General features: G+C 47.0%; 20 protein-coding genes. 1 reads left to right on the top strand and 19 read right to left on the bottom strand.

The window, feature by feature from the left end:
- Positions 1-9 precede the first annotated feature (9 nt).
- The 9 genes from GPL15_RS07880 to GPL15_RS07840 form a co-directional block, all read right to left on the bottom strand.
- Entirely contained in the window at positions 10-669 is a 660-nt protein-coding gene (locus tag GPL15_RS07880) for a hypothetical protein (RefSeq protein WP_215697711.1), read from the bottom strand.
- Positions 670-850: 181 nt separating this feature from the next.
- Positions 851-1648: a TadE family protein gene (locus tag GPL15_RS07875; protein WP_215697710.1), complete on the bottom strand. Its 798-nt coding sequence runs from the start codon at positions 1646-1648 to the stop codon at positions 851-853.
- 9 nt (positions 1649-1657) lie between these two features.
- Complete coding sequence (locus GPL15_RS07870) at positions 1658-5227, bottom strand: DUF5702 domain-containing protein (RefSeq protein ID WP_215697709.1); 3570 nt, start codon at positions 5225-5227, stop codon at positions 1658-1660.
- Between the two features lie 10 nt (positions 5228-5237).
- Positions 5238-5921, bottom strand: coding sequence for a TadE family protein (locus tag GPL15_RS07865; protein ID WP_215697708.1), 684 nt, complete (start codon positions 5919-5921; stop codon positions 5238-5240).
- An 88-nt stretch (positions 5922-6009) separates the two neighbouring features.
- On the bottom strand, positions 6010-6231 hold the full coding sequence (locus GPL15_RS07860) for a Flp1 family type IVb pilin (protein ID WP_215697707.1): 222 nt from the start codon (positions 6229-6231) through the stop codon (positions 6010-6012).
- Positions 6232-6299: 68 nt separating this feature from the next.
- Positions 6300-7169: a type II secretion system F family protein gene (locus GPL15_RS07855; RefSeq protein WP_215697706.1), complete on the bottom strand. Its 870-nt coding sequence runs from the start codon at positions 7167-7169 to the stop codon at positions 6300-6302.
- 13 nt (positions 7170-7182) lie between these two features.
- The gene (locus GPL15_RS07850) at positions 7183-8112 is read right to left on the bottom strand and encodes a kinase (RefSeq protein ID WP_215697705.1); all 930 of its coding nucleotides are present in this window, start codon (positions 8110-8112) and stop codon (positions 7183-7185) included.
- 161 nt (positions 8113-8273) lie between these two features.
- On the bottom strand, positions 8274-9515 hold the full coding sequence (locus tag GPL15_RS07845) for a CpaF family protein (RefSeq protein WP_215697704.1): 1242 nt from the start codon (positions 9513-9515) through the stop codon (positions 8274-8276).
- Between the two features lie 15 nt (positions 9516-9530).
- Positions 9531-10598: a hypothetical protein gene (locus GPL15_RS07840; protein ID WP_215697703.1), complete on the bottom strand. Its 1068-nt coding sequence runs from the start codon at positions 10596-10598 to the stop codon at positions 9531-9533.
- 166 nt (positions 10599-10764) lie between these two features.
- Between GPL15_RS07840 and GPL15_RS07835 the strand changes: the two genes are divergently transcribed.
- The gene (locus GPL15_RS07835) at positions 10765-11058 is read left to right on the top strand and encodes a helix-turn-helix transcriptional regulator (protein ID WP_215697701.1); all 294 of its coding nucleotides are present in this window, start codon (positions 10765-10767) and stop codon (positions 11056-11058) included.
- A gap of 254 nt (positions 11059-11312) precedes the next feature.
- Here GPL15_RS07835 and tuf read toward each other — a convergent pair whose 3' ends face one another.
- The 10 genes from tuf to ilvB all read right to left on the bottom strand — a co-directional run bounded on the left by tuf (position 11313) and on the right by ilvB (position 23308).
- Positions 11313-12506, bottom strand: coding sequence for an elongation factor Tu (gene tuf / locus GPL15_RS07830; protein WP_215697699.1), 1194 nt, complete (start codon positions 12504-12506; stop codon positions 11313-11315).
- A gap of 247 nt (positions 12507-12753) precedes the next feature.
- Positions 12754-14874 (bottom strand): elongation factor G, encoded by a 2121-nt coding sequence (gene fusA / locus GPL15_RS07825; protein ID WP_215697697.1) that lies wholly within the window; start codon positions 14872-14874, stop codon positions 12754-12756.
- A 15-nt stretch (positions 14875-14889) separates the two neighbouring features.
- Positions 14890-15360 carry a 30S ribosomal protein S7 gene (gene rpsG / locus GPL15_RS07820; protein ID WP_215697695.1) on the bottom strand — a complete coding sequence of 157 codons (471 nt, stop codon included), beginning with the start codon at positions 15358-15360 and terminating at the stop codon, positions 14890-14892.
- A 245-nt stretch (positions 15361-15605) separates the two neighbouring features.
- Entirely contained in the window at positions 15606-16025 is a 420-nt protein-coding gene (gene rpsL, locus GPL15_RS07815) for a 30S ribosomal protein S12 (RefSeq protein ID WP_103229948.1), read from the bottom strand.
- Between the two features lie 280 nt (positions 16026-16305).
- Complete coding sequence (locus GPL15_RS07810; protein WP_346344917.1) at positions 16306-16845, bottom strand: acyl-CoA thioesterase; 540 nt, start codon at positions 16843-16845, stop codon at positions 16306-16308.
- A 130-nt stretch (positions 16846-16975) separates the two neighbouring features.
- The gene (locus GPL15_RS07805) at positions 16976-17701 is read right to left on the bottom strand and encodes an NlpC/P60 family protein (protein ID WP_215697692.1); all 726 of its coding nucleotides are present in this window, start codon (positions 17699-17701) and stop codon (positions 16976-16978) included.
- A 326-nt stretch (positions 17702-18027) separates the two neighbouring features.
- Entirely contained in the window at positions 18028-19263 is a 1236-nt protein-coding gene (locus GPL15_RS07800; protein ID WP_215697690.1) for a DUF1015 family protein, read from the bottom strand.
- Positions 19263-20426 carry a phosphoglycerate dehydrogenase gene (locus GPL15_RS07795; RefSeq protein WP_215697689.1) on the bottom strand — a complete coding sequence of 388 codons (1164 nt, stop codon included), beginning with the start codon at positions 20424-20426 and terminating at the stop codon, positions 19263-19265. Before GPL15_RS07795 ends, GPL15_RS07800 begins: the two co-directional genes overlap by 1 nt.
- 41 nt (positions 20427-20467) lie before the next feature.
- The gene (serC, locus tag GPL15_RS07790) at positions 20468-21553 is read right to left on the bottom strand and encodes a 3-phosphoserine/phosphohydroxythreonine transaminase (RefSeq protein WP_215697687.1); all 1086 of its coding nucleotides are present in this window, start codon (positions 21551-21553) and stop codon (positions 20468-20470) included.
- Positions 21554-21625: 72 nt separating this feature from the next.
- The gene (ilvB, locus tag GPL15_RS07785; RefSeq protein ID WP_215697685.1) at positions 21626-23308 is read right to left on the bottom strand and encodes a biosynthetic-type acetolactate synthase large subunit; all 1683 of its coding nucleotides are present in this window, start codon (positions 23306-23308) and stop codon (positions 21626-21628) included.
- Positions 23309-23314 lie beyond the last annotated feature (6 nt).

Here is a 23314-nt window from a genome sequence, read left to right as displayed (position 1 = left end):
CCGCCCGCCTTACTGCTCAAAATAATCAGCATAATTATTGACATGTACGGTCAGAAGGCGGTCCTCATAAAAATACACATCCATTCCGGAACGCTTATTTTCATCCAGAAACCGGATGTACTGGGCGCTCTCCTCATCGGCAAAGTCTTCCTCCAGCAGAGCCGCCGCATCTTCTCTGGACGATTCGATTGTCAGCCCTCCGTAAAACTCGATCTTTGTATCCTTCATGGTATCCGCATCGATGGATAAGGACACCACTTCGCAGTCCTCTATTTTTTTCGAACCTTCCTCTCCTTTAAATGCGAAAATGACAGGAAATCTGGAGTTTTCATGGGCTGTGTGGGTCAGTTCTCCATTCACTTCCTCCCCGTCATATACCATGTCTTTGTAGGCGCTTTTTATCTCAAATCCGCAGGCTTTCAGCTCCTCATATGTGGCTGGGATGGTCAGAGTTTTCCCATCCACCGTGATCTCTGAAAAATGTCTGCTGAAGTCATCCCCTTCCGGTTCCGTTTCCTCTGCGCTCTTTTTTGTCTCCTCTGCTCCGGCCTCACTCACGGACGTCTCTAAAACAGCCGTTTCCTGCCTGTTCTCCTCCACAGCCTTTTTTCCGCCGCAGCCCGTAATTCCCAGCAGCGCAATCATGCAGATAATTATCGACTTTCTCATATCCTCTGTCTCCCTTAATTGTTATTATGTGACTATTCAGAACGGCCTATCTTCTTGACCGAAAAACCGGTCAAGAAGCATCGGATGTCCATCCGATGTGAAAATTGTTGAAAAAAGGTGCTTACAAGCCAGCTTGATGCGCCTTTTTTCAACGATTTTCCCGCCGTCCTGAACTGTTACGTTATTTTTTAGACCCCCAGGCTTCCGTGGAAACTGTCTGTATAAAATGGAACTCTTTCAAATCAAAAAACGGATAATCCACTTTCATGCTGTACGTCACCCGTACTGTTATGGTTTTCCCGTCATTAAACAGGGTGCTCCCTGTGAAGTTGAGGCCTTCCATGCCGTCCACAACCCCCAGTTTTTCCAAAATGTCCCCGCTGCTTCCAGCCGTATTATATAAATCCACCTGCCTTTTCACCAGCGCCTTGCTGATGGGGGCCGCCAGGGCAATGGACTTGGCCTGGCTGAACGCGGTATCTTTTGCCACCGCCCCCAGCCCTTTTAATATCGCTCTGGGATCGCTGAAATAATCGGTGCCCGTATCCGCCATGGCGTTGGCCGCATTCATGATATTCTGATAATCAGCCGCCGCCCCGCTTCCCAGGTTTTCAAGGGATTCCAGCTTACCCGTAATATCTTTATTTTCCTGAATTTCCGTAACCGAATTGGTAATGTGATCCGCCCCGTCACTGACCGCTCCGTACAGCTTCACCACCGTATCGATCACCGTATCCGTATCTTTTTTAAATTTCCCCGCCTCACCGGCCAGGTTTTTGCTGTCGTCCATAAGCCCTGTTTTGCTGACCAGATAACAGTAGGCGGAAATATCTTTTGCCGCCTGGGTAATGCTGTACTGGATGATCATCTGAGCCCGGATAAAGCTTCCAATGGTGATAATGGAAATGTATCCGAATATGAAAATCACCAGCACAATCGCCGCCTCCACCGTCAGGGAGCCTTTCTCTTTTTTCAACATCTTCCCCTCCTAATATCCGAGCACACCGCTGTATCCGATGCTGTACTTATCCAGTCCCAGGGTCACGTTACCCTGTCCGGTCACAGGAACCGGCATTCCGAAAAATGTGGTGGACAAATCCGCCGCCGCATTCACTTCAATAAAACTGTAAGACCGGGTCAGATCGAAGTCCGGGGAAGGCTTCGCCTGTGAGGAAGCCAGGTTGGCCTGAATCAGGTTCCCCATCCGTTTCAGCATTTCCTCTTCATTCTGCATGCTCTTAACCGCAACGAACAGCCATACATATTCTTTATAGTTCATGGTAAGCGCCGCCGAACCGGATGTCCGCCCCTTGGAGCCGTCCACATTGACACTGGAGTAATCCGCAAATGACACACCGCAGTTGATGCGGGTCAGCATCTTGTCTAATGCCTCGCTGGTTTCCTTTTGAATCATCTCATTGCCGCTGTTTAAGGCATTCGTCACCTCGCCGGACAGTTTATCCACCTCGGGCTGCACCAGGTTTTTCAAATAAGCCTTCATCTCATTGCTGCAGTCTGCAAAGAATTTATTGATCTCTATGGTAATCTGGGCGCTTCCATCATCGGAATTCTGGTACTTGGCCAGTTGGGACGCCAAACGGGATTTAATGCGGGAACGGAAATATTGTACCGCCGCCAGCTTGGCATCCCGGGTTATGCTGTCGCTTTCCCTTCCTATGCTGCTCTCTAAGTCATCCAGGGTTCTGTCCAGGGTGGCATTGATATCAGAGGCGGATTGGTCCACCACATTGACAAGACCGATAATTCTCTCCTGAACCGGATTCAGCACGGCGGATGAGGCCATGCTGGCCACATCATTTATGGTATCGTCGGTATAGGTCTGAAGGGAATTTTTAAACTCGCCGGCAGTGTCTGCCGTCAGCTGGTCTAACTGGTCGAATACATAAGTTTTCGCCGCGTCCACTGTGGCATTGATGGCGTTATGGATGATCTCCTTACCGCCTTCCGTAATCAGCTTGGACACCTTTATGCACCAGTTAGACTGGGATTTATAGATGGGTACGCTCTTCCCTTCCTTCAGCTGCTGCATATCCAGGCTGGTCTCCGCTAAAGCCAGGGCAAGTATGATCACGCTCTGGACCAGAGGGACGCCGAATCCTGTCCAACCGGCTATGGAGGTAGCTAGGGCCAGGGAAAAGTTCCGTATCTCCGGATCTCCCGTAAATGCATAGATGCTGTTTAAGAGAAACCGTATGCCGAAAATCGTCGCCATGGTATATTCCACGTCCTTGTTCCCGGAAGGATTTCCCCACAGTATGTATTCCACCTCTGCCTTATACATCTGGTTATTGGCCGCGTTTATTGGATGGTTGCTGAGAGTCACTTGGTCAGAGGTCTTCATCTTATCGATGGTATAATAGCTGAACATTTCGGTGGCATATTCGGAAAGATAGAGCTTATCCCGTCCTTCCGTCAGCAGGCTGCCCACATCTGCCAGAAAATTTCCCGATGACTTGGTGTTTTCCTTTGCATTTTTAGACACCGTTTTATCGTTGGCATTTGTATCCGTGGAATCAAACTTTCCTGAAGCGCCGTTTCCTCCGCTTCCCGTCACATCTACCGACAAATCGGGCAGCCCGTCCACTTTGGTGTCCACGCTCTTCCCTTTTTCCAGAAGTTGTTTTTTCGCATCCTGGGCATCCTTTTTGGCAGTTTTGTCCGCTTCGCTCTTAGGGCATACCCGCTCCAGAAATTGGAAAAACGGATCCTTTTTCGCGCTGATGGAATCCATTCCCTTTCGGAATGTTTCCAGGTTCATCTTCATGAAGTCACCGGTCACGGTGCCTCCGCCTTCATCTACCAAATAGACAGTACAGGTGCTGTCCGATAAAGCCGGGCTTTCCAGAGCCGCTTTCTCCCAAAAGTCTATGCTGAACGCATCATAAGATCCAGTTCCGTCAGCTTTTGTATCGTTTTTGTATTTTGTGCCTTCCAGGCTCTTTCTCAGCCACTCGTGATACTGGCTGTTTTCCCGGTCATACAGCACATAATCCACAGCTTTTGTATTTTTCAGGGCATTCTGGATAGTCCGCGCATAAGATGCGCCGTTTTCCAGTTTCTCTTGAAGATCCCTTATCTTATCCTCATCCAATTCCTTTGATTTATTATCATAGTCGGCCTGCATGGAAGTCTTAATATCTCCCTCTGACAAATCGCTGATCGTGGACTGCCAAGAGGATCCCAGGGTGTTCAGTTCGCCCATATGTTTTATCACGTTTTCCAGTTCGTCTTTTCCGCTATCAGCCAGCTTTTCCAGCCTTTCTGCATCCTCTAAAAGCCGTTTCACCTCCGTAACAGCAATCTTCATCCTGTCATTGATATCTTTTTGCAGCACCTTCTGTGCGGTCTCAAGGGCATGGATAAACTGCTCCAACTGCTCTTCCACATCATCATAAATGCCCTGATATTTTTCTTTTTCATCATTTAACTCGTCCAGTTCGTCCTGAAGTTCCTCTTCTTTATCCTCGTCATCGGTCTCACTGATTTCATCTTCCAGACGGTCTTTTTCTTTTTTATAATATGTAAGATAGTTCTGCCAGGTGGTATGGAAATTACAGTAATCCCCATATTCCTGCTTATATCCCAATATCACCTTAACCGCCGCCATCGCTCCGTATGGATGGTGTGAGAAATCACTTTCCAAAGCGGAAACAGCGGCGTCATACGACACCCCTATGCTGTTATAAAGCCTGAAGTTCTCAAATGCCTGTTCAACATCCCGGCCGCTTACAGACGTTTTTTTCTTCCAATTGGAATCAAATCCATAATCCTGCTTTACCGTGCTGTAACACCAGGCAGCTATAATCGATTCCCTCATATTTTGATTGATCTTTAAGCTGTCATCTTCCACCTGGGACGGGGACAGGGAACCGTCCAGAAGCTGGTTGTAGGGAACGATGTTTTCATAGGCATTTTCACACGCTTTCTGCACATCAGACATTTTCTCCTCATAATCCAGCTTTTTTTCCATGGTTTTCTGCTGTTTATCCACTTCTTTAAACGCATGGATCTTCTCCAGCATTCCATATCCCAAACTGGCCGGGCCTCTGTATTTCATGTATTCCAGAATCTGGCTGCGGAGCACATAAGGCTGGGACAATTGGGAACCGTCCACACCTCCGGCTTTAAATGTGCTGTCGTCCAACTGAAGGTTCAGAAGCCGTCCAGCCTCTTCTCCATTCCAGCCGTTCTTAATGGAGCTGTCGATATGTTCCAGAATCTCGTCAATATACTGGGTGTCCGCTCCGCCGCTTCCCACCGATTCCCCCAGAGTTTTCTTAAAATGATTCTTTAAATTGGCGCTCAGTTCCTCCTCTGTCTCGGACACGGCGAACAGGCCGTAAATATCATAAAGCACCTGGTCATAGTAAGTCAGCCCCGCGTTCAGCGCCATCTCACCGGCGCTGGACATCATGGACTTCGCCGCAAGGACTTTACTGCCGTCGATCAGAAACCCTTCCAGTATTATCAGCAAAAGCATTATCAATGACAAAAACAGGGAAATCGATCCCCGTATCTTTTTCCTGAACTTTTTCATTCCAGCCCCTCTAAAGTATTTTATTCTTTATGTCTTCCACTTTTTTCAAAAATACGTCCACCCGGTCCTTCACTCCGAACCGTTCCAGCAAAAAATCGATGAGATCCATGGCCAGATCGATATTGCGGACCAGTTCCGCCGGATTGGATGCGTTCTGGGTAACGGTGCTCTTCAGCGTTATATCCGCCGGAACCCCCACATAAGACAGGAATTTGGGGCTTTCCAGCCCGTAAGTCGCCTCTACGGTAATGCTCTTCCCGATAACATAGTTGTTAATATGCACCTGGGCTGTGGACCGGATTCCGGTCAGAAAGGAGCTCTGTTCCAGCATCTGGGTAAGTTCCTGCTCCAGGCTTCCCGCCTCTTCCCCGTAATCAAACTTCCATTCATTGTACAGGTGTTCCGAATGCAGGTCATAATAGGTTTTCACCTGGGAACTGTACTGTGTCCCGCTCTTAAAATCCACGGAACTGGACTGAAGGGAGCCGTCGGTGTCAAATGCCTCATACCCCTGATAAGCCGCTTCTCTACCTCCCATAACAGCGATCTTCTGAACCTGAAAGGTCAAAATGCTTTCCTGGTACTTCACCATCCCTAAGTAGATCATGGCAAATACGGTAAATATAACAATGGGGAAGTAGATTGCCGCCTCCACCAGAATCACTCCCGATTCATCTTTCAATTTTTCCGACATATACTCCTCCCTCCCGGTGAGACTGATTTAAGTAATCGGGTAGGAGGCTGACCTAATAACAATCCGTCTCCTACCCGATATTATTCTTTTAGTTAGTATCTTTCATAAAGTCTGTCACTTTCTTAAATGCTTCGGCTACGACAGTTCCCAGTTCTCTTTTGAAAACTACTGCGACCCCCACCACGATAACAACAATAACTCCGATTTCAATAAAATTTGTTGCCCCATCCTCCTCATGAATCAGTCTCTCAATCACCCTTTTTCCTCTGGCCTGAACATTCAGCAGCGCCATATCCATCTTGTCAAACATAACTCGTTCCTCCTTAACTTTCACACTATTTATTTAAAAGCATTATTTCCATTGCTATGCTTTTCCATCTAAAAACCGTTGGCGAAAATCGGCACCACAACCATAATCAGAATGCCGATGAAGATCATGCCCGTGGGAATCATCAGCTTTGTCCCCGCGGCCTCCCCTTTCTGCCGCACCAGATTCTTTTTCTCCTCCCACATCTCCCTCGATATCTCCTCCAGAAAATAGGAGAGCTCTTTATTGCCCTTCTGCATATTCTGGATGATGGTGGACGTAACTTTACGGATGTCTTTCAGGGAACAGCGGTCTGCAAAATTCCTCAGGGCCTCCAGGTCCGGCACTCCATTGGCCATCTCCTGGGAAGTGATCTGCATCTCCTGATACAGGGCCCGTTCTCCGGTATATGCGACCTTCACCCACGCTTCCCGCATGACCATTCCTGAATTGATCAGCAGAGCCATCTTGGACAAAATCTGAGGCAGGTCTAACATCAGTTCCTCCCGTCTGTGTTCCAGTTTTTCGTTGATATCCTTTTCCAAATACTGGACCATCAATACGGCCAGACAGACGCCGATCAAAAGCATCATCGGTTCATTGGACAACGCGCCCAATATGAATACAAAGGGGATAATCGTCAATATGTAGGTAAATCCGGCCCCTTTTATCACGTAGTAATAGTACTCCGCATATTTCTTTCCTTTGATCTCCGATATCTCTTTGATCCTGGCCCTGCCCTTGCGGCTGTGGAGATCATAGCGGGTCAGGTGCATAAACCCCATGCCGATAAAAAACAGTTCCGGCATCTTATATTCCTCCGGAGACAGGCTGTCCGTATAGGCGTGAAAAGCCCCCTGATATTTAAAATACAAAATGATCCAGAACAGCGCAAACGGCGTCGCTGCGGCCATCATAGCCAGTTGAAACCAGTTAATCATCGGTCCTTCCTCCCTAAAGCTTTATTTCCACGATCTTCAGCCCGAACATGTAAGCAGCCGCAAATATGCCCAGCACAACGATCTTTACGATAATATTCACCAGGCTGTTCCCGGTCATACTCTCTCCCAGCCCTCTCATGGAAAGCATGATTACAAAAGGCAGCACCATCATGATATTCAAATCATTTTTACCGGCAGCCACCATGGTCTGAATCTCCATCTCGATCTCAATCTTGTCGTTGATCACACTTCTGGTCTCTCCCACAATCTGCTTTAAGTTGCCGCCCTTCCGGTTGCAGACCTCGAACACGTTTGCAAAGCTTTCCACGTCGTCCAGCCCGGATCTCTGTGCAAAATTCAGCAGCAGGTCTTCTATATTGAAGTTGTGCTGAAGGCCCACATTGATAATATTAAGTTCCTGGACGATATCCGCCCGCTCTCCGAACAGGTCCGCCATCTCCTTCTGGGCGTCCAGAAATGCCATGGTCGTGGTCTGTCCCGCGGAATAAGAAGCAGTAAGGGCTTCTAACAGGTCTTTAAATTCCAGAATCAGTTTTTTCAGCCTCTTTTTCTTCAAATGTTCCCTGTAGGGTCCCTGGATCTTCACTATGATAACCGCCGCCAGCACAGCCGCCACATACCAGTTATTGAAGAACACATATCCAATGGCCGCGCCCAGCAGAGACCCTGCAAACGCCCCTTTCAGCCGGTCGTAAAATGTCATCTTATAGATATGGTAATCCTCGCCCATCCCCATAAATCCGGCAACAGGCACATAGACCGGCTTTTCAGGCTTCGCCGCCTTCTCTTTCCCGGCCTTAACCTTCGAGGCCTTTACCTTCTTAACCTTTACCTTCTTAACCTTTTCCTTTTTAACTTTTGCTTTCCTTACCTTTATTTCCTGTGGTTCTGCTTCCTGCAGTTTTTTATTCTTGCCAAACATGGGTTTCCTCTTTTATCTTATTTAAAGCTCTTCATCGAATCTCATTAACTTCAGTTTTAAAGCTCTTCATCAAATTTCTTCAGCTTTAGTTTTAAAGCTCTTCATTAAATCCCATCAGCTTTCGTTTTAAAGCTCTTCATTAAATCCCATTAGCTTCCGTTTTAAAGCTCTTCATCAAATCCCATCAGCTTCAGCTTCATGTTATTGCGGATCTTATTAGGCGTTCTCTTCAGGCAGCCGGACACTTTCTTCAAAGTACTCTCCTCATCCTCTTCAAACACATACAGCGGATTTAATACGATTTCCCCGTTCTCATAACCGCAGACCTCAGTGATCTCCATAGTTTTCCTGGTCTTATCCCTGAGACGCGACAAATGGACAATAATATCCAGCGCAGAGGCGATCTGCTGGCGGATGGCCTCCAAAGGCAGTCCCGCCGATCCCTGTAATACCATTGTCTCCAAACGGCTTAACATATCTTTCGTGGAATTGGCATGGCCTGTACTCAGCGAACCGTCATGACCTGTGTTCATGGCCTGAAGCATATCCAGGGCTTCCCCGCCCCGGACCTCGCCCACGATAATCCGTTCCGGGCGCATACGCAGGGAAGACTTAATCAGATCCCGGATAGTGATCTGCCCGCTTCCCGACGCATTGGCGTTTCTGGTTTCCAGACTGACCAGGTTATCGATCTGCGCGATCTGCAGCTCCGCCGAATCCTCAATGGTGATCACACGCTCATCCCTGGGAATAAAGTTGGACACCGCATTTAAAAAGGTGGTCTTTCCTGAGCCAGTACCGCCGCAAATGAAGATGTTATACTTGGCTTTCACCAGAACTTCCAGAAAATGCGCAACTTCCGGAGTGATGGAGCCATATTTTAAAAGCTGTTCCACGGTCATGGGCGTTTTCGAAAACTTACGAATCGTCACAATGGCCCCTTTTAATGAAATCGGCGGCAGCACCACATTTACACGGGAGCCATTAGGCAGCCTGGTGTCCACGATGGGGTTGGCCTGGTTCACCTCACGCCCCGCCATGCCCACGATCTTCTGAATCACGTCCTCCAGACGCCGTTCATTTTCAAATTCCTTATTGAGCTTCTGCAGTTTTCCCGATTTCTCTATAAATATCTCTTTCGGGCCGTTGATCATGACTTCCGTAATGCTGTCATCCCTCATGATCAGATCCAGGATGCCAAAGCCCCGGATGGCGCTGAATATCTGCTCGCACATAATCACCCTCTGTTCCAGAGAAACAAAGGAATACTCCTGGCAGCGCCGGTTCACCAACTGGCGGATCTGCTCTTCCAGTTCCTCGTCCGTCATGGTGCTGAGCGGATAATTGTCCGTCACATAATAGTGCAGTTCGTCCACAAGCTTCTGTAATTCTTCTTCACTCATCCCCATTTCCTCCGTTTAAAGAAGTTTTGCAAATACGTCCTCAATCCCCAGAATATAATTGATGATCTCATGGACCAGGGCCCTCCTGATCACAGGCAGTTTTCCCAACACGGGAAGCCTTAGCCCCGGTATCTCGCTGCTGGATTTCGTCCCGAACCCGTTATAGACCACCGCCATAAGATCCGTAACATTGAATCTGCACTGGCTCTCCAGCACTTTCAGCGCCTGCATGGTTCTCACAAACTTGCTGTTGGCCGTTTCCGTCCCGTCCTCCACCAGCACAATGCGGTTCATCAGCTTCATAATCTCCATAAAATCCTTGGAAAGCTGGAAATTCATATCCGTAACCACATATTCATAATCTCCGGACAAGGCCAGCACCTCTAAAATCCTCAAAATATCCTGATAAGTCATCTCCAGCATATACATGGGAGTGCTGCACGGCTCAAAATAATACACCCCGCTTTTGGCGTCCCTGCGCACACTGCTCTCCATCTTCAGGCGGATATCCGCTCTCTGGCTCTTCAGCGCGAAGATCACGTCGTCAAAACAGTAATTTCCCGTTCCCGAGAAGAAATCCGAACTGCTTCCTGTCGTTTCTAAATTGAGATATAAAACTTTTTTATCTTTTGACGCGTATTTCATAGCAAGGGCTGCCGCAAATGTAGACGCGCCCATACCGCCTGAAAAACCGGTGACCAGTATCATCTTTCCCGCCGCCACGTCTGTGGGCCTGAATCCATGCCCTCTGCCGCAGTCCGCATAGATGTCCAGAATATCCTTGTAGATCAGATCCGGCTTTTTATACTTTTCAATGATCCGGACCCCTTCCTGCCCGGCCTGGGCCCCCTGATCACTGAGAAGGGCCGTCTTTCCATAAGTGGACACTTCCTGGGCCGTGATTCCGATGCTCTCATCCAGCAGAATCACATCCGCATTTCCATTCTGGAAATACTCCATCATCACATCCCTGTTGGAAAAAGAAAATATCTCCAGTTTGCTCATATAATTCTTTTCCAGGAAGGATACCAGATTGCTTAAATACCTGACATCCGCATCACCAATAATCAGACGAATCTGCATTTGGACCACCGCTTTCTTTTTTCATAATTTATGTATTTTCTTGATTTTTTTTGTAACTTTTACCTGTATTATAAACAACTTTTTGCCTTGTGTCAATTTATAATATCTTTTTGATAATGTAATATCATTTTGGTTAGTATATTATCATTATAAAGGAGTGGTAATCGTGGTAGCCGATCGAATAAAAGACTTACGTGAGAAGAATGAACTGACCCAGACAGCGCTTGCAAAAAAACTTAATGTAACCAGAAGTTCCGTCAATGCCTGGGAGATGGGGACTTCTGTCCCATCTACCGCACTAATTGTAGACATTGCAAAACTTTTTCATATATCAACCGATTATCTGCTGGGAATTAAAGAAACATCCACACTGGATATTTCTTATCTGAATGAAAAAGAAACTATGCTGGTATATTCAATGGTAGAATATTTTAAATCATTAAAATCCCCCTATAGCTGATTAAAGGGATCATTACAAAAAACAGAGGCGGTATGAAAGTATAAAAATCCTATCCTTTCATACCGCCTCTGTTTTTTCATAGTCTTCTTTTATAGTCTATAGGTTCCATGATTTTCTGCCAGAAAGTCCGTTATCACTGGATACACCACAAAAAAACCCTTGAAAAGCTATGCTTTTCAAGGGTTCCCTTTACGCTTGGACACAAAAAACTATATTCATTCCCGGCGCTGACGCGCCGTTTGCTTTAATTATAATTATTCAACGATAGTAGCAACTCTACCTGAACCTACAGTACGTCCACCTTCACGGATAGCGAAACGAAGACCCTGCTCCATAGCTACTGGATGAATCAGTTCGATAGTCATCTCTACGTTATCGCCAGGCATACACATCTCTGTGCCTGCTGGTAATTCGCAAACGCCTGTAACGTCAGTTGTTCTGAAGTAGAACTGAGGTCTGTAGTTGTTGAAGAAAGGAGTATGACGTCCACCTTCATCTTTTGTTAAAACGTAAACCTGAGCTGTAAATTTCTTATGGCATTTTACAGAACCTGGTTTACATAAACACTGTCCTCTTTCGATTTCAGTTCTCTGAACACCACGAAGAAGAGCACCGATGTTATCACCAGCCTGAGCTTCGTCAAGTAATTTACGGAACATTTCGATACCGGTTACAACTACTTTACGTGTCTCTTCGCTGATACCAACGATTTCAACTTCATCAGATACGTGTAATGTACCACGCTCTACTCTACCTGTAGCAACAGTACCACGGCCTGTGATGGAGAATACGTCCTCAACTGGCATTAAGAATGGCTGATCTGTAGCACGTACAGGATCTGGAACCCACTCGTCAACAGCTTTCATTAATTCAAGGATCTTGTCGCCCCATTCGCTTGTAGGATCTTCAAGAGCTTTTAAAGCAGAACCCTGGATGATAGGTGTATCATCGCCTGGGAATTCATACTCGTTTAATAATTCTCTGATTTCCATGTCTACTAATTCAAGAAGTTCTTCGTCGTCAACCATATCGCATTTGTTCATGAATACTACGATATAAGGAACGCCTACCTGACGGGAAAGCAGGATGTGCTCTCTTGTCTGAGCCATAACACCATCAGTAGCAGCAACTACAAGGATAGCGCCGTCCATCTGAGCAGCACCTGTGATCATGTTCTTTACATAGTCAGCATGTCCTGGACAGTCAACGTGTGCGTAATGTCTTTTTTCTGTTTCATATTCAACGTGAGCTGTAGAAATAGTGATTCCACGCTCTCTTTCTTCTGGAGCTTTATCGATGTTTTCGAATGCAACAGCTTCACCAGTTCCTAATCTCTCATGAAGAGTTTTTGTGATAGCAGCTGTTAAAGTGGTTTTACCATGGTCTACGTGTCCGATGGTACCAATGTTACAATGCGGTTTGTTTCTTTCAAACTTTGCTTTTGCCATTTTATAACGTCCTCCTTAATTGGGCCTCTTGGGGCTTCCTATTGTTTTAGTATTGTGTTTGCAGACTATGCCTGTCAAACTATGGCTATCTCTCATTATATGCTATTTATGCACAATTTTCAAGCCTATTATTACAGCTGAACGAGCAGTTTTTTTACTGCCCGGCGGCAATTTTCAACTGGCGGCAGGTTTAACCGTCTGATAACAGTTTTCCCCGCCTGACAGTTGATTCATACACCCTGGTAAATTACTTACCTTTGCGTTCAGCGATAACTTTTTCCTGTACGGACTTAGGAACTGGTTCATATTTATCAAAGAACATGGAGTAGTTACCACGTCCCTGTGTTTTAGAACGCAGGTCTGTTGAATATCCGAACATCTCAGACAACGGAACGAAAGCTCTAACCATCTTTCCGCCGCCGATATCATCCATACCTTCGATACGGCCACGACGGGAGTTGATATCACCGATAACGTCGCCCATATATTCCTCAGGCATAGTAACTTCTACTTTCATGATCGGTTCAAGCAAAATAGCGCCTGCCTTGTTCATAGCATCCTTAAACGCTAAAGAACCGGCAATCTTAAATGCCATTTCGTTGGAGTCGACTTCATGATAAGAACCGTCAAATACGGTAGCTTTGATACCAAGTACCGGGAATCCGCCTAAGATACCAGCTTTAGAAGCCTCTTCGATACCTGCTCCGACTGCCGGGATATATTCTTTAGGAATAGCTCCTCCGACAACGGTGGATTCGAATTTAAAGGTTTCTTCCGCGTTTGCATCCATAGGTTCGAAGTGAACTTTACAATGACCGTACTGTCCACGTCCACCGGACTGTTTTGCGTACTTGCTGTCAACATCAACCGCTTTGGTAAATGTCTCTTTGTAAGCAACCTGAGGAGCACCAACGTTAGCTTCTACGTTGAATTCACGAAGAAGACGGTCAACGATGATTTCCAGATGAAGCTCACCCATACCGGAAATGATGGTCTGTCCTGTTTCAGGATCAGTTTTTGCTCTGAAGGTAGGATCTTCTTCAGCAAGTTTTGCCAAAGCTTCACCCATCTTGCCCTGACCTGCTTTGGTCTTAGGCTCGATTGCGATATCGATAACCGGCTCTGGGAATTCCATGGATTCCAGAATTACTGGATGCTGGTCATCACAGATGGTATCACCAGTAGTTGTAGTCTTAAATCCAACGGCTGCCGCGATATCACCGGCATATACTCTATCTAATTCCTGTCTCTTGTTCGCATGCATCTGAAGAATACGTCCAACACGCTCTTTTTTGTTCTTGGTTGCATTCAGTACATAAGAACCGGAGTTCATAGAACCGGAATATACACGGAAGAATGCCAGTTTACCAACGAACGGGTCGGTCATGATCTTAAATGCCAATGCTGAGAAAGGCTCATCATCAGATGAATGTCTCTCGATTTCATTGCCTTCCAGGTCAACACCCTTAATAGAAGGAATGTCTGTTGGAGCAGGCATGAATTCAAGAATCGCATCCAGAAGTTTCTGAACGCCTTTGTTTCTGTAAGCAGTACCGCAGCATACAGGAATGGCTGTACATTCACAGGTTCCTTTTCTGAGAGCTGCTTTCAGCTTTTCAACGGAAGGTTCTTCACCTTCCAGATATTCCATCATCAGATCGTCGTCCAGTTCGCAGATCTTCTCTACTAATTCTGTACGGTAAAGCTCTGCATCATCCTTCATATCCTCAGGGATTTCCGTGATGGTGATATCTTCACCCTTGTCATCATTGTAGATATAAGCCTGCATCTCGAACAGATCGATGATGCCTTTGAATTCATCTTCTGCACCGATCGGGAGCTGAAGACAAATTGCGTTCTTGCCTAATCTTGTTTTAATCTGGTCTACTGCGCCGTAGAAGTTTGCACCTAAGATATCCATCTTGTTGATGAATGCCATACGGGGTACATTGTAGGTGTCAGCCTGACGCCATACGTTTTCGGACTGTGGTTCAACACCGCCCTTAGCACAGAATACGCCGACAGCACCGTCAAGCACACGCAGAGAACGCTCAACTTCTACTGTAAAGTCAACGTGTCCTGGAGTATCAATGATATTGATACGGTGTTCCAGAGCACCTTTTTTGGGCTTGCAGTTTTCCTGCAGTGTCCAATGACAGGTAGTAGCAGCTGAAGTAATTGTGATACCTCTTTCCTGCTCCTGCTCCATCCAGTCCATGGTAGCAGTACCTTCATGAGTATCACCAATTTTATAGTTAACACCAGTGTAATAAAGGATACGCTCTGTTAATGTTGTTTTACCAGCATCGATATGAGCCATGATACCAATATTTCTGGTTCTCTCTAACGGATATTCTCTTCCAGCCAAAGCTTTTTCCTCCTATTAGAATCTGTAATGAGCAAATGCCTTATTAGCCTCTGCCATCTTATGCATGTCTTCTTTCTTCTTTACAGAAGCACCAGTGTTGTTAGCTGCGTCCATAATTTCGTTTGCTAATCTTTCTTCCTGGGTTTTCTCACCTCTCTTGCGAGAATAAAGTGTGATCCAGCGAAGAGCCAATGCCTGTCTTCTCTCCGGCTTAACTTCGATCGGCACCTGATAGGTTGCGCCGCCGATACGTTTTGCCTTAACTTCAAGAACCGGCATAATGTTATTCATTGCTTCCTCGAATACTTCAATCGCTTCTTTACCGGTCTTTTCTGCAACACGGTCGAATGCTCCGTATACGATCTTCTGAGCAACACCCTTTTTACCATCTAACATGATGTTGTTAACAAGCTTTGTAACAACTTTGTTATTGTAAAGCGGATCTGCTAATACGTCTCTTTTCTGAGTATGTCCTTTACGTGGCACGTTACTTCCCTCCTTAATATTGGCTGTCCGGTTTCTGTTTCCAGTCCTTTCAGCTTTGAATTAGATCTCAGGTACTCACGACATTTCACTACGTGTTTCGCGCTCGGTTATCTTAATCTATTTCCTGCAACCACAGGCCAATATCAACAATCCGGCACTAGAATTTAATTCAAAATGTGTGATACTAGATTTGAAAACATCGTTCTTCCGAACAATTCACAGCGGTCTCCCCTGTGGGTTTTCAATTATTTTTTGTCTTTAGGTCTCTTAGCACCGTATTTGGAACGAGCTTGTTTTCTGTTAGCAACACCTGCTGTATCAAGTGTACCTCTAACAATGTGGTATCTGGTACCTGGTAAGTCTTTAACCCTACCACCACGGATCAGAACAACACTATGCTCCTGAAGGTTGTGACCCTCTCCTGGAATGTAGCTTGTTACTTCGATACCATTGGAAAGACGAACTCTGGCGATCTTTCTAAGAGCTGAGTTAGGTTTTTTAGGTGTAGCAGTCTTAACTGCGGTACAAACACCTCTCTTCTGAGGAGAAGAACTATCTGTGGCACGTTTCTGTAAAGAGTTGTATCCCTTCTGCAGAGCCGGTGCTGTAGACTTCTTAACTGATGTCTGTCTTCCTTTTCTCACTAACTGGTTAAATGTTGGCATTCTTTTCACCTCCTGTGATATTGTCTGTTGGTTGCTGTAAGTTTCAGCTTTTTTGATGATGCCAAAATTGCACACCAAAACATCGCGTGTTTATGCACGCCTAATTATTATATACACATTGCTAAATTGTGTCAAGGTAAATTTTGTTTTTTATTTAGGAACAGTTCAGATGCGGTTACTCCGTCTGCGTCACGGTTTCCGGTCCCCGTCTCCCCGCGGAGCCGGTCAGCCGGCCTGGGCCGCGGGGAGACGGGGACCGGAAACCATGACGCAGACGGGATTAATACCCTTCTTGTCTGCGGGACTTGCGCAGTACCGCCCGCCGCTCACCGGCCTCCCACTCCGCTTTTTCCGATTCCGATTCCACAATCAGCCTCGGTACGCGGGACGGGACATTATCTTTCAACGCCACATAGACCAGATATGCCCGGTTCACCCTGCTGCGGATTCCTTCCAGATTTTCCACATAAGTATCCACCCGTACCTCAATAGAACTATTGCCCACATGGGTCACCTTTGCTACCAGCACTACGATCTGGCTCAGCAGCACCGGCTCCACAAACTGCAGATTGTCCACCGCCACTGTTGTAACCGACATATTGCAGTGACGCCTTGCCGCCATCGCCCCGGTTTCATCGATCCAGGCCATCAGGCTTCCGCCGAACAAACGGCCTGATGAATTCAAATATCTGGCTCTCACAATATAGGCCTGTTCCGTCTGGGAATCAGACACCCTCTTAAAACGCTCCTCCATACTGCCTCCATTCTGCTGCTCTTTCATTTTAAAAATGGCTGCCTCCCATTCTTTGACCGTCCTCATTTCCATACATCCGGCCATAACTTTTTGGCATCCTTACTTAATATACGATATTTTCATGCAAAAAGGAAGTGCCTTCCTGTAACCAGGGGCACTTCCTTTTTATCCTATCCTATTTATCCCAAAAAAATTCCTAATCACCTAAAACATTGACAATCTTTGCCGGCTGGCGGTAATTCCAATTGGAAATCTTGATGCCGGTTTCATATGTAGAAGCGTGTACAATCTGGCCGTTGCCAATGTACATCGCCACATGGTTGATTCTGCTGCCGCTGGCATAACAGATCAAATCCCCGGGACGCATCTGATCTGCGCTGATTCCGATTCCTGCACCGGCTTGTCCGCCTGATGAATGGGGAAGAGATACTCCTGCGCCATGCTGCATCACGTAGCGGGTAAATCCGGAACAGTCCACTCCCGTGTGGGGATCGGTTCCTCCATAAGAGTAACGGCCGCCTAAAAACTGAAGCGCAAAGTCAACGACCTGCTGACGCTTGCTGCTCTGGCTCTCTGCCAAAGCCTCCGCAGCCTGCCTGTCCTCTTCGCTCATGGAAGAAACAGTGGCATTGTCATCTATGGGAAGAAAACCATACCGGTCGCCTACCTGAACTTTCAGCCAGCCGTCTCCCATATCTTCTAAAACTTGATACTTTTCACCGACCTGAGCCTGTAATAAAACTTCTTCGCTTCCATGCTCTTTGTTAATATTAACAAGTTTATCAATCGTTGCTATGTATTCTCCGCCGCTTGACGCGGTTCCTTCCGCAGTTTGAGCCGCCATGGCGGTATCAGGGGATATAAATGCAATCGTTCCACAGATAAGCAGCGCTGCAAATGCGCATAAAGCTTTCTTTTTCATTACAAAACTCTCCTATTAATTAAGTTTATGTATCAAGTTATTACGTAATTGTTACATTTATTACGTTTGTATTATACCATATTTTAACTAATAGTCAAGTTTTTTGTACAAAACTTCTAAATGGAAATATTTTCCTGTGGTCCTTAATTAAATTTTGCACAAATATTTATAAAATATTAAGAATCTAAAGATTTACATAATTATTTACAGCGGATTCTTCCCCGCTGAGAATATATCTTCCTATAAAATAGAATTCCCCGTCCGGCGGATACCTTAAAATATCTGCCAAACGGGGATTGATTCCTCTCTGTCTTTGAAGCCGTTTCTTATAATCTGTGGATAAACAGGCCGCTTCTCAGTTTTGGTTCAAACCAGGTGGATTTGGGGGGCATTAAAAGCCCTGCATCCGCCACATGAAGCAGTTCCCCGATTGTCACGGGATATACGGCAAATGCAATCTCCATGTCCTCCGAAACGCGGCGTTCCAATTCAGCGGTTCCGCGGATTCCGCCGATAAAGTTGATCCGTCTGTCCGTTTTCGGATCACCGATTCCGAGAACAGGGGCCAAAAGATAATCCTGCAGGATGGAAGGGGCCAGCCCGTCCACCGGATCATCAGATAAGATCTCCTCTTTCGCTGTCAGGCAGTACCATTCACCATCCAGATACATGCCGTATTTTCTCTTTTCATCCGGTTCATAGGCGTTCGGGCCCTTTTTTTCCACCCGGAAAGAAAGAGATATCTTATCGAAAAACTCTTCTTTTGTCAAACCGTTCAGGTCGCGGACCACCCGGTTATACGGCAGGATGTTCAAATGGTCGTCCGGAAACAGCACGGTCAGGAAATAATTAAATGGTTCCTCACCCGTATAACCCGGATGTTCTTCCCGCCGCTTTAGGCCCACTTTTACGGCAGATGCCGCCCGGTGATGGCCGTCTGCTATATAGGTACGGGGAACGCGTCCGAATAGTTCCTCTGTCTGTACGGTCATTTCACCGGGGCTGATCTTCCATACCTGATGGCGGACGCCGTCTGAGGATGTGAAATCATAGAGTTCCGGTCCGGACATCACCTGTTCCACAATCCGGTCCAGCTCCGGAACCGCCCGGTATGCTAAAAACACCGGTCCGGTATGGGCATTGGTCTCGTCAATATGGCGGATACGGTCCAGTTCTTTGCTCTCCCTGGTGTTTTCATGTTTTTCGATGATTCCGTTCTGGTAGTCATCAATGGAAGAACAGGCCACAATTCCCGCCTGACAGCGCCCGTCCATGGTCAAAGCATAGATATAATAAGCGCTTTCTTCCTCTTCTATAAATGTGCCGTCCCCGATCCGGGCCTCCAGAAGCTCCCTGGCCTTTGCATACACCCGCTCGTCATAAGTATCCACATCATCGGGAAACTGGGTCTCCGCCCGGTCAATATTTAAAAAAGACAGCGGATTTCCGGCCACTGCCTGGCAGGCTTCCTTACGATTGTATACATCGTAAGGAAGGGCTGCCACCTGCGCCGCTTTATCCGCTGCCGGCCTGATACATTTAAAAGGTTTAACGACAGCCATCAGCAGATCACCCGCACTCTTAATACCCCTTTAATGGCGTTCAGTTTCTGGATGGTGATGGGATCAGGCTCATTTTCCAGGTCTAAAAGGGTATAGGCATATTTGTCACGGCTCTTGTTGGTCATATCGGAAATGTTGATGTTTCCGGCTGCCAGAGTTCCTGTTACCTGTCCGATCATATTTGGAATATTCATATGAAGCACCGCGATTCTGCCGGCGGATTTGCATACGCCCATATCACAGCTGGGATAGTTGACAGAATTCCGGATATTGCCGTTCTCCAGGTAATCCATCATCTCTTTTACAGCCATAACCGCACAGTTGTCTTCGGATTCTTCCGTAGAAGCTCCCAGATGAGGGATCACAATGGCGCCTTCCATATTGGCTGATTTTGGATTCGGGAAATCGGTTACATATTTTTTCACCTTGCCGGAAGCCAGTGCCGCTGCCATATCGTCGTCATTTACCAGAAGGTCCCTGGCAAAGTTGAGGATGACCACTCCGTCTTTCATCTCGTCCAGAACGGATTTACAGATCATTTCTCTCGTATTGTCCAAAAGCGGTACATGAACGGTTATGTAGTCACACTCTTTGTAGATCGTGTCCACGGATGTGATGTGTTTTACGGACCTGGACAGCATCCATGCGGCATTTACGGAGATAAACGGGTCATATCCGTATACTTCCATACCTAAGGAAGCTCCCGCATTGGCCACTTCCGCGCCGATGGCTCCCAGGCCGATCACCCCCAGCTTTTTGCCCTTGATCTCAGAGCCTGCGAATGCCTTTTTGCCCTTCTCAACCGCTTTTGCGATATCCGGATCTTCTTTGATTCCACGGCACCATTCGATTCCGCCCACCACATCGCGGGACGCTAAAAGCATGCCTGCGATTACGAGTTCCTTAACGCCGTTGGCGTTGGCGCCCGGCGTGTTGAATACAACGATGCCCTGATCCGCACAGGATGCGAGGGGGATGTTGTTTACACCGGCTCCGGCGCGGGCGATGGCCAGCAGGTTATCGGAAAATTCCATCTCATGCATGGCCGCGCTGCGGACCAATACGCCCTCAGCCTCTTCCATCTTATCCGTTAAAGCATAATCACCGGTCAGCAGATCTGTGCCATATTTGGAAATGGCATTTAAGCAATGAATTTTTTTCATATCTTTCCTCCATATTCCGCCGTATATCCGGCAGCCATTCTCTATTTCGCGTTTTCCGCCTCAAACTTCTTCATAAATGCAACCAGCGCTTCCACGCCTTCTATGGGCATCGCATTGTAAATGCTGGCTCTCATTCCGCCTACCGATCTGTGGCCCTTTAAGTTCTCAAAACCGGCCGCTTTGGATTCTTTGATGAATTTGGCATCCAGTTCATCGTCGCCGGTTACAAACGGCACGTTCATAAGAGAACGGTCTTCTTTAGCAACAGTCCCTTTAAACAGTTTGCTTGTATCCAGGAAATCGTACAGGATTTTAGCTTTCTTTTCATTATATTCCTTCATAGCCTGAAGGCCGCCCCGCTTCTTTAACCACTTGAACACTTTTCCGCAGATGTAGATGCCGTAAGCCGGAGGTGTGTTATAGAGTGATTTCGCATCGGCATGTGTCTTGTACTGCATCATGGTAGGCGTTCCGGGAAGGACGTCTTCTGTGATCAGGTCTTCACGGATGATCACGATGACAACGCCTGCAGGTCCGATATTCTTTTGTACGCCGCCGTAAATAAGTCCGTATTTTGTCACGTCAACCGGCTCAGATAAGAAACAGGAGGAAACGTCTGCTACCAGTGTTTTGCCTTTTGTGTCGGGCAGGGTTTTAAACTTTGTACCATAGATCGTGTTGTTTTCGCAGATGTATACATAATCCGCATTGTCTGAAATCGGCAGATCGGAACAGTCCGGAATATAGCTGAATGTCTTGTCGGCGCTGGATGCCACTGCATGGACTTCACCATATTTCTGAGCTTCCTGATAAGCTTTTTTTGCCCACTGTCCGGTGATCACATAATCAGCGACTTTGTTCTTCATTAAATTCATGGGAATCATGGAAAACTGCAGATGGGCGCCGCCCTGTAAAAACAATACCTTATAATTGTCCGGTATGTTCATCAGTTCTCTCAGGTCGGCTTCCGCCTCATTAATAATGGTTTCGAAGGCTTTTGACCTGTGGCTCATCTCCATAACCGACATTCCGGTGCCCTGGTAATCCAGCATTTCATCCGCTGCTTCTTTCAGAACTTCCTCCGGCAGAACCGCTGGCCCTGCTGAAAAGTTGTACACTCTACTCATCTTCGTTCCCTCCTAAATAAGATTGTTTTTATATTAACATAATCCAGCACGCTTTCGCGCACTGGATATCTATTAATTTATCTTCAGGTCTGTTTCATCAAATGCATCCTGGATCGGCGCTCCCGGGGATACCATCGGGAACACTTTGTCGTCGCAGTTGATCTGGCATTCGATCACCACCGGGATGTTGAGCTCCATGGCCTCTTTGAGAGCCGGTTTTAACTCTTCCTTCTTCGTCACCAGATATGCTTTGGCTCCCATGGCCTCTGCCAGCTTCACGAAATCCACCTGGTCATTTAATACTGTATGTGAATAGCGCTTGCCATAGAACAAGGTCTGCCACTGGCGCACCATGCCGAGAACATGGTTGTTGATTACCACCTGGATGATCGGAATATTGTATCTGGTCGCCGTGGCAATTTCGTTCATGTTCATGCGGAAACAGCCGTCTCCAGCAATATTAAATACGGTTTTATCCCTGCAGCCCATCTTAGCGCCTAAAGACGCTCCCAGGCCGTAGCCCATGGTGCCAAGTCCGCCGGACGTCAAAAATGTCCTGGGCTTTTTATACTTATAGTACTGGGCCGCCCACATCTGGTGCTGGCCTACTTCCGTTGTAATGATGGCGTCGCCCTGTGTCAGCTCGTAAATGGTTTCAATAATTCCCGGCCCTGTCAGACCGTCTTTATTGTAACGGAGCGGATACATATCCTTCATCCGTTCGATGTGGCCGATCCATTCGTCATGGTTGACCGGATCGAGGCGGGCGTTCAGCTTTCTGAGAACCGATTTCAAATCGCCTACTATGCTGGCATGGGTTCTGATATTTTTATTGATCTCCGCCGGATCCACATCGATCTGCAGGATCTTGGCGTTCTTGGCGAACTTGGAAGCATTTCCCGTAACGCGGTCACTGAAACGCGCCCCCAGCACGATTAAAAGATCACACTCGGTAAATCCGAAATTGGAAGTTTTGGTTCCGTGCATTCCCACCATGCCGGTGTATAATTCATCCGTCCCGTCAAAAGCCCCTTTTCCCATCAGGCTGTCTGCGACAGGCGCCTGGATCTTATGGGCAAATGTCTTCAATTCGTCGGATGCGTCCGCAAGAACAGCTCCTCCGCCGACGAAGATAAACGGCTTCTGGGAATTGCGGATCATGCCGAGAGCCCGTTCCATATCCTCTTCCGTAATGGAATCGGTCTGGCGGACGATCTCTTCCGGCTTTTTATACTCATATTCACAAAGTCCGGCCGTCACATCTTTTGTGATGTCGATGAGCACCGGGCCCGGCCTTCCGGACTGGGCGATTTTAAACGCGCGGCGCACGGTATCCGCCAGTTTTGTGATGTCTTTTACGATGAAATTGTATTTTGTAATCGGCATGGTAACGCCGGCAATATCGATTTCCTGAAAGCTGTCGCGCCCCAGAAGGCTTACCGCCACATTGCAGGTTATCGCCACAACCGGAACGGAATCCATATAAGCCGTCGCAATGCCGGTTACCAGATTCGTTGCCCCAGGCCCTGAAGTTGCCATACATACGCCGACTTTTCCCGTGGCTCTCGCATAACCGTCGGCCGCATGGGCCGCTCCCTGTTCATGAGAAGTCAATATATGCGTGATCTCATCCTGGTGCTTATAAAGGGCGTCGTATATGTTCAGAATGGTGCCGCCCGGATATCCGAAGACGGTGTCCACCCCTTGTTCCTTTAAACACTCAATAACTATATCTGCTCCTGTCAATTTTGCCATATATTC

The organism is Clostridium sp. MCC353, from assembly GCF_018785315.1.
GTDB lineage: Bacteria > Bacillota > Clostridia > Lachnospirales > Lachnospiraceae > CHH4-2.
The sequence above is the reverse complement of the archived record's forward strand: the minus strand, read 5'-3'. Positions and strand labels throughout refer to the sequence as shown.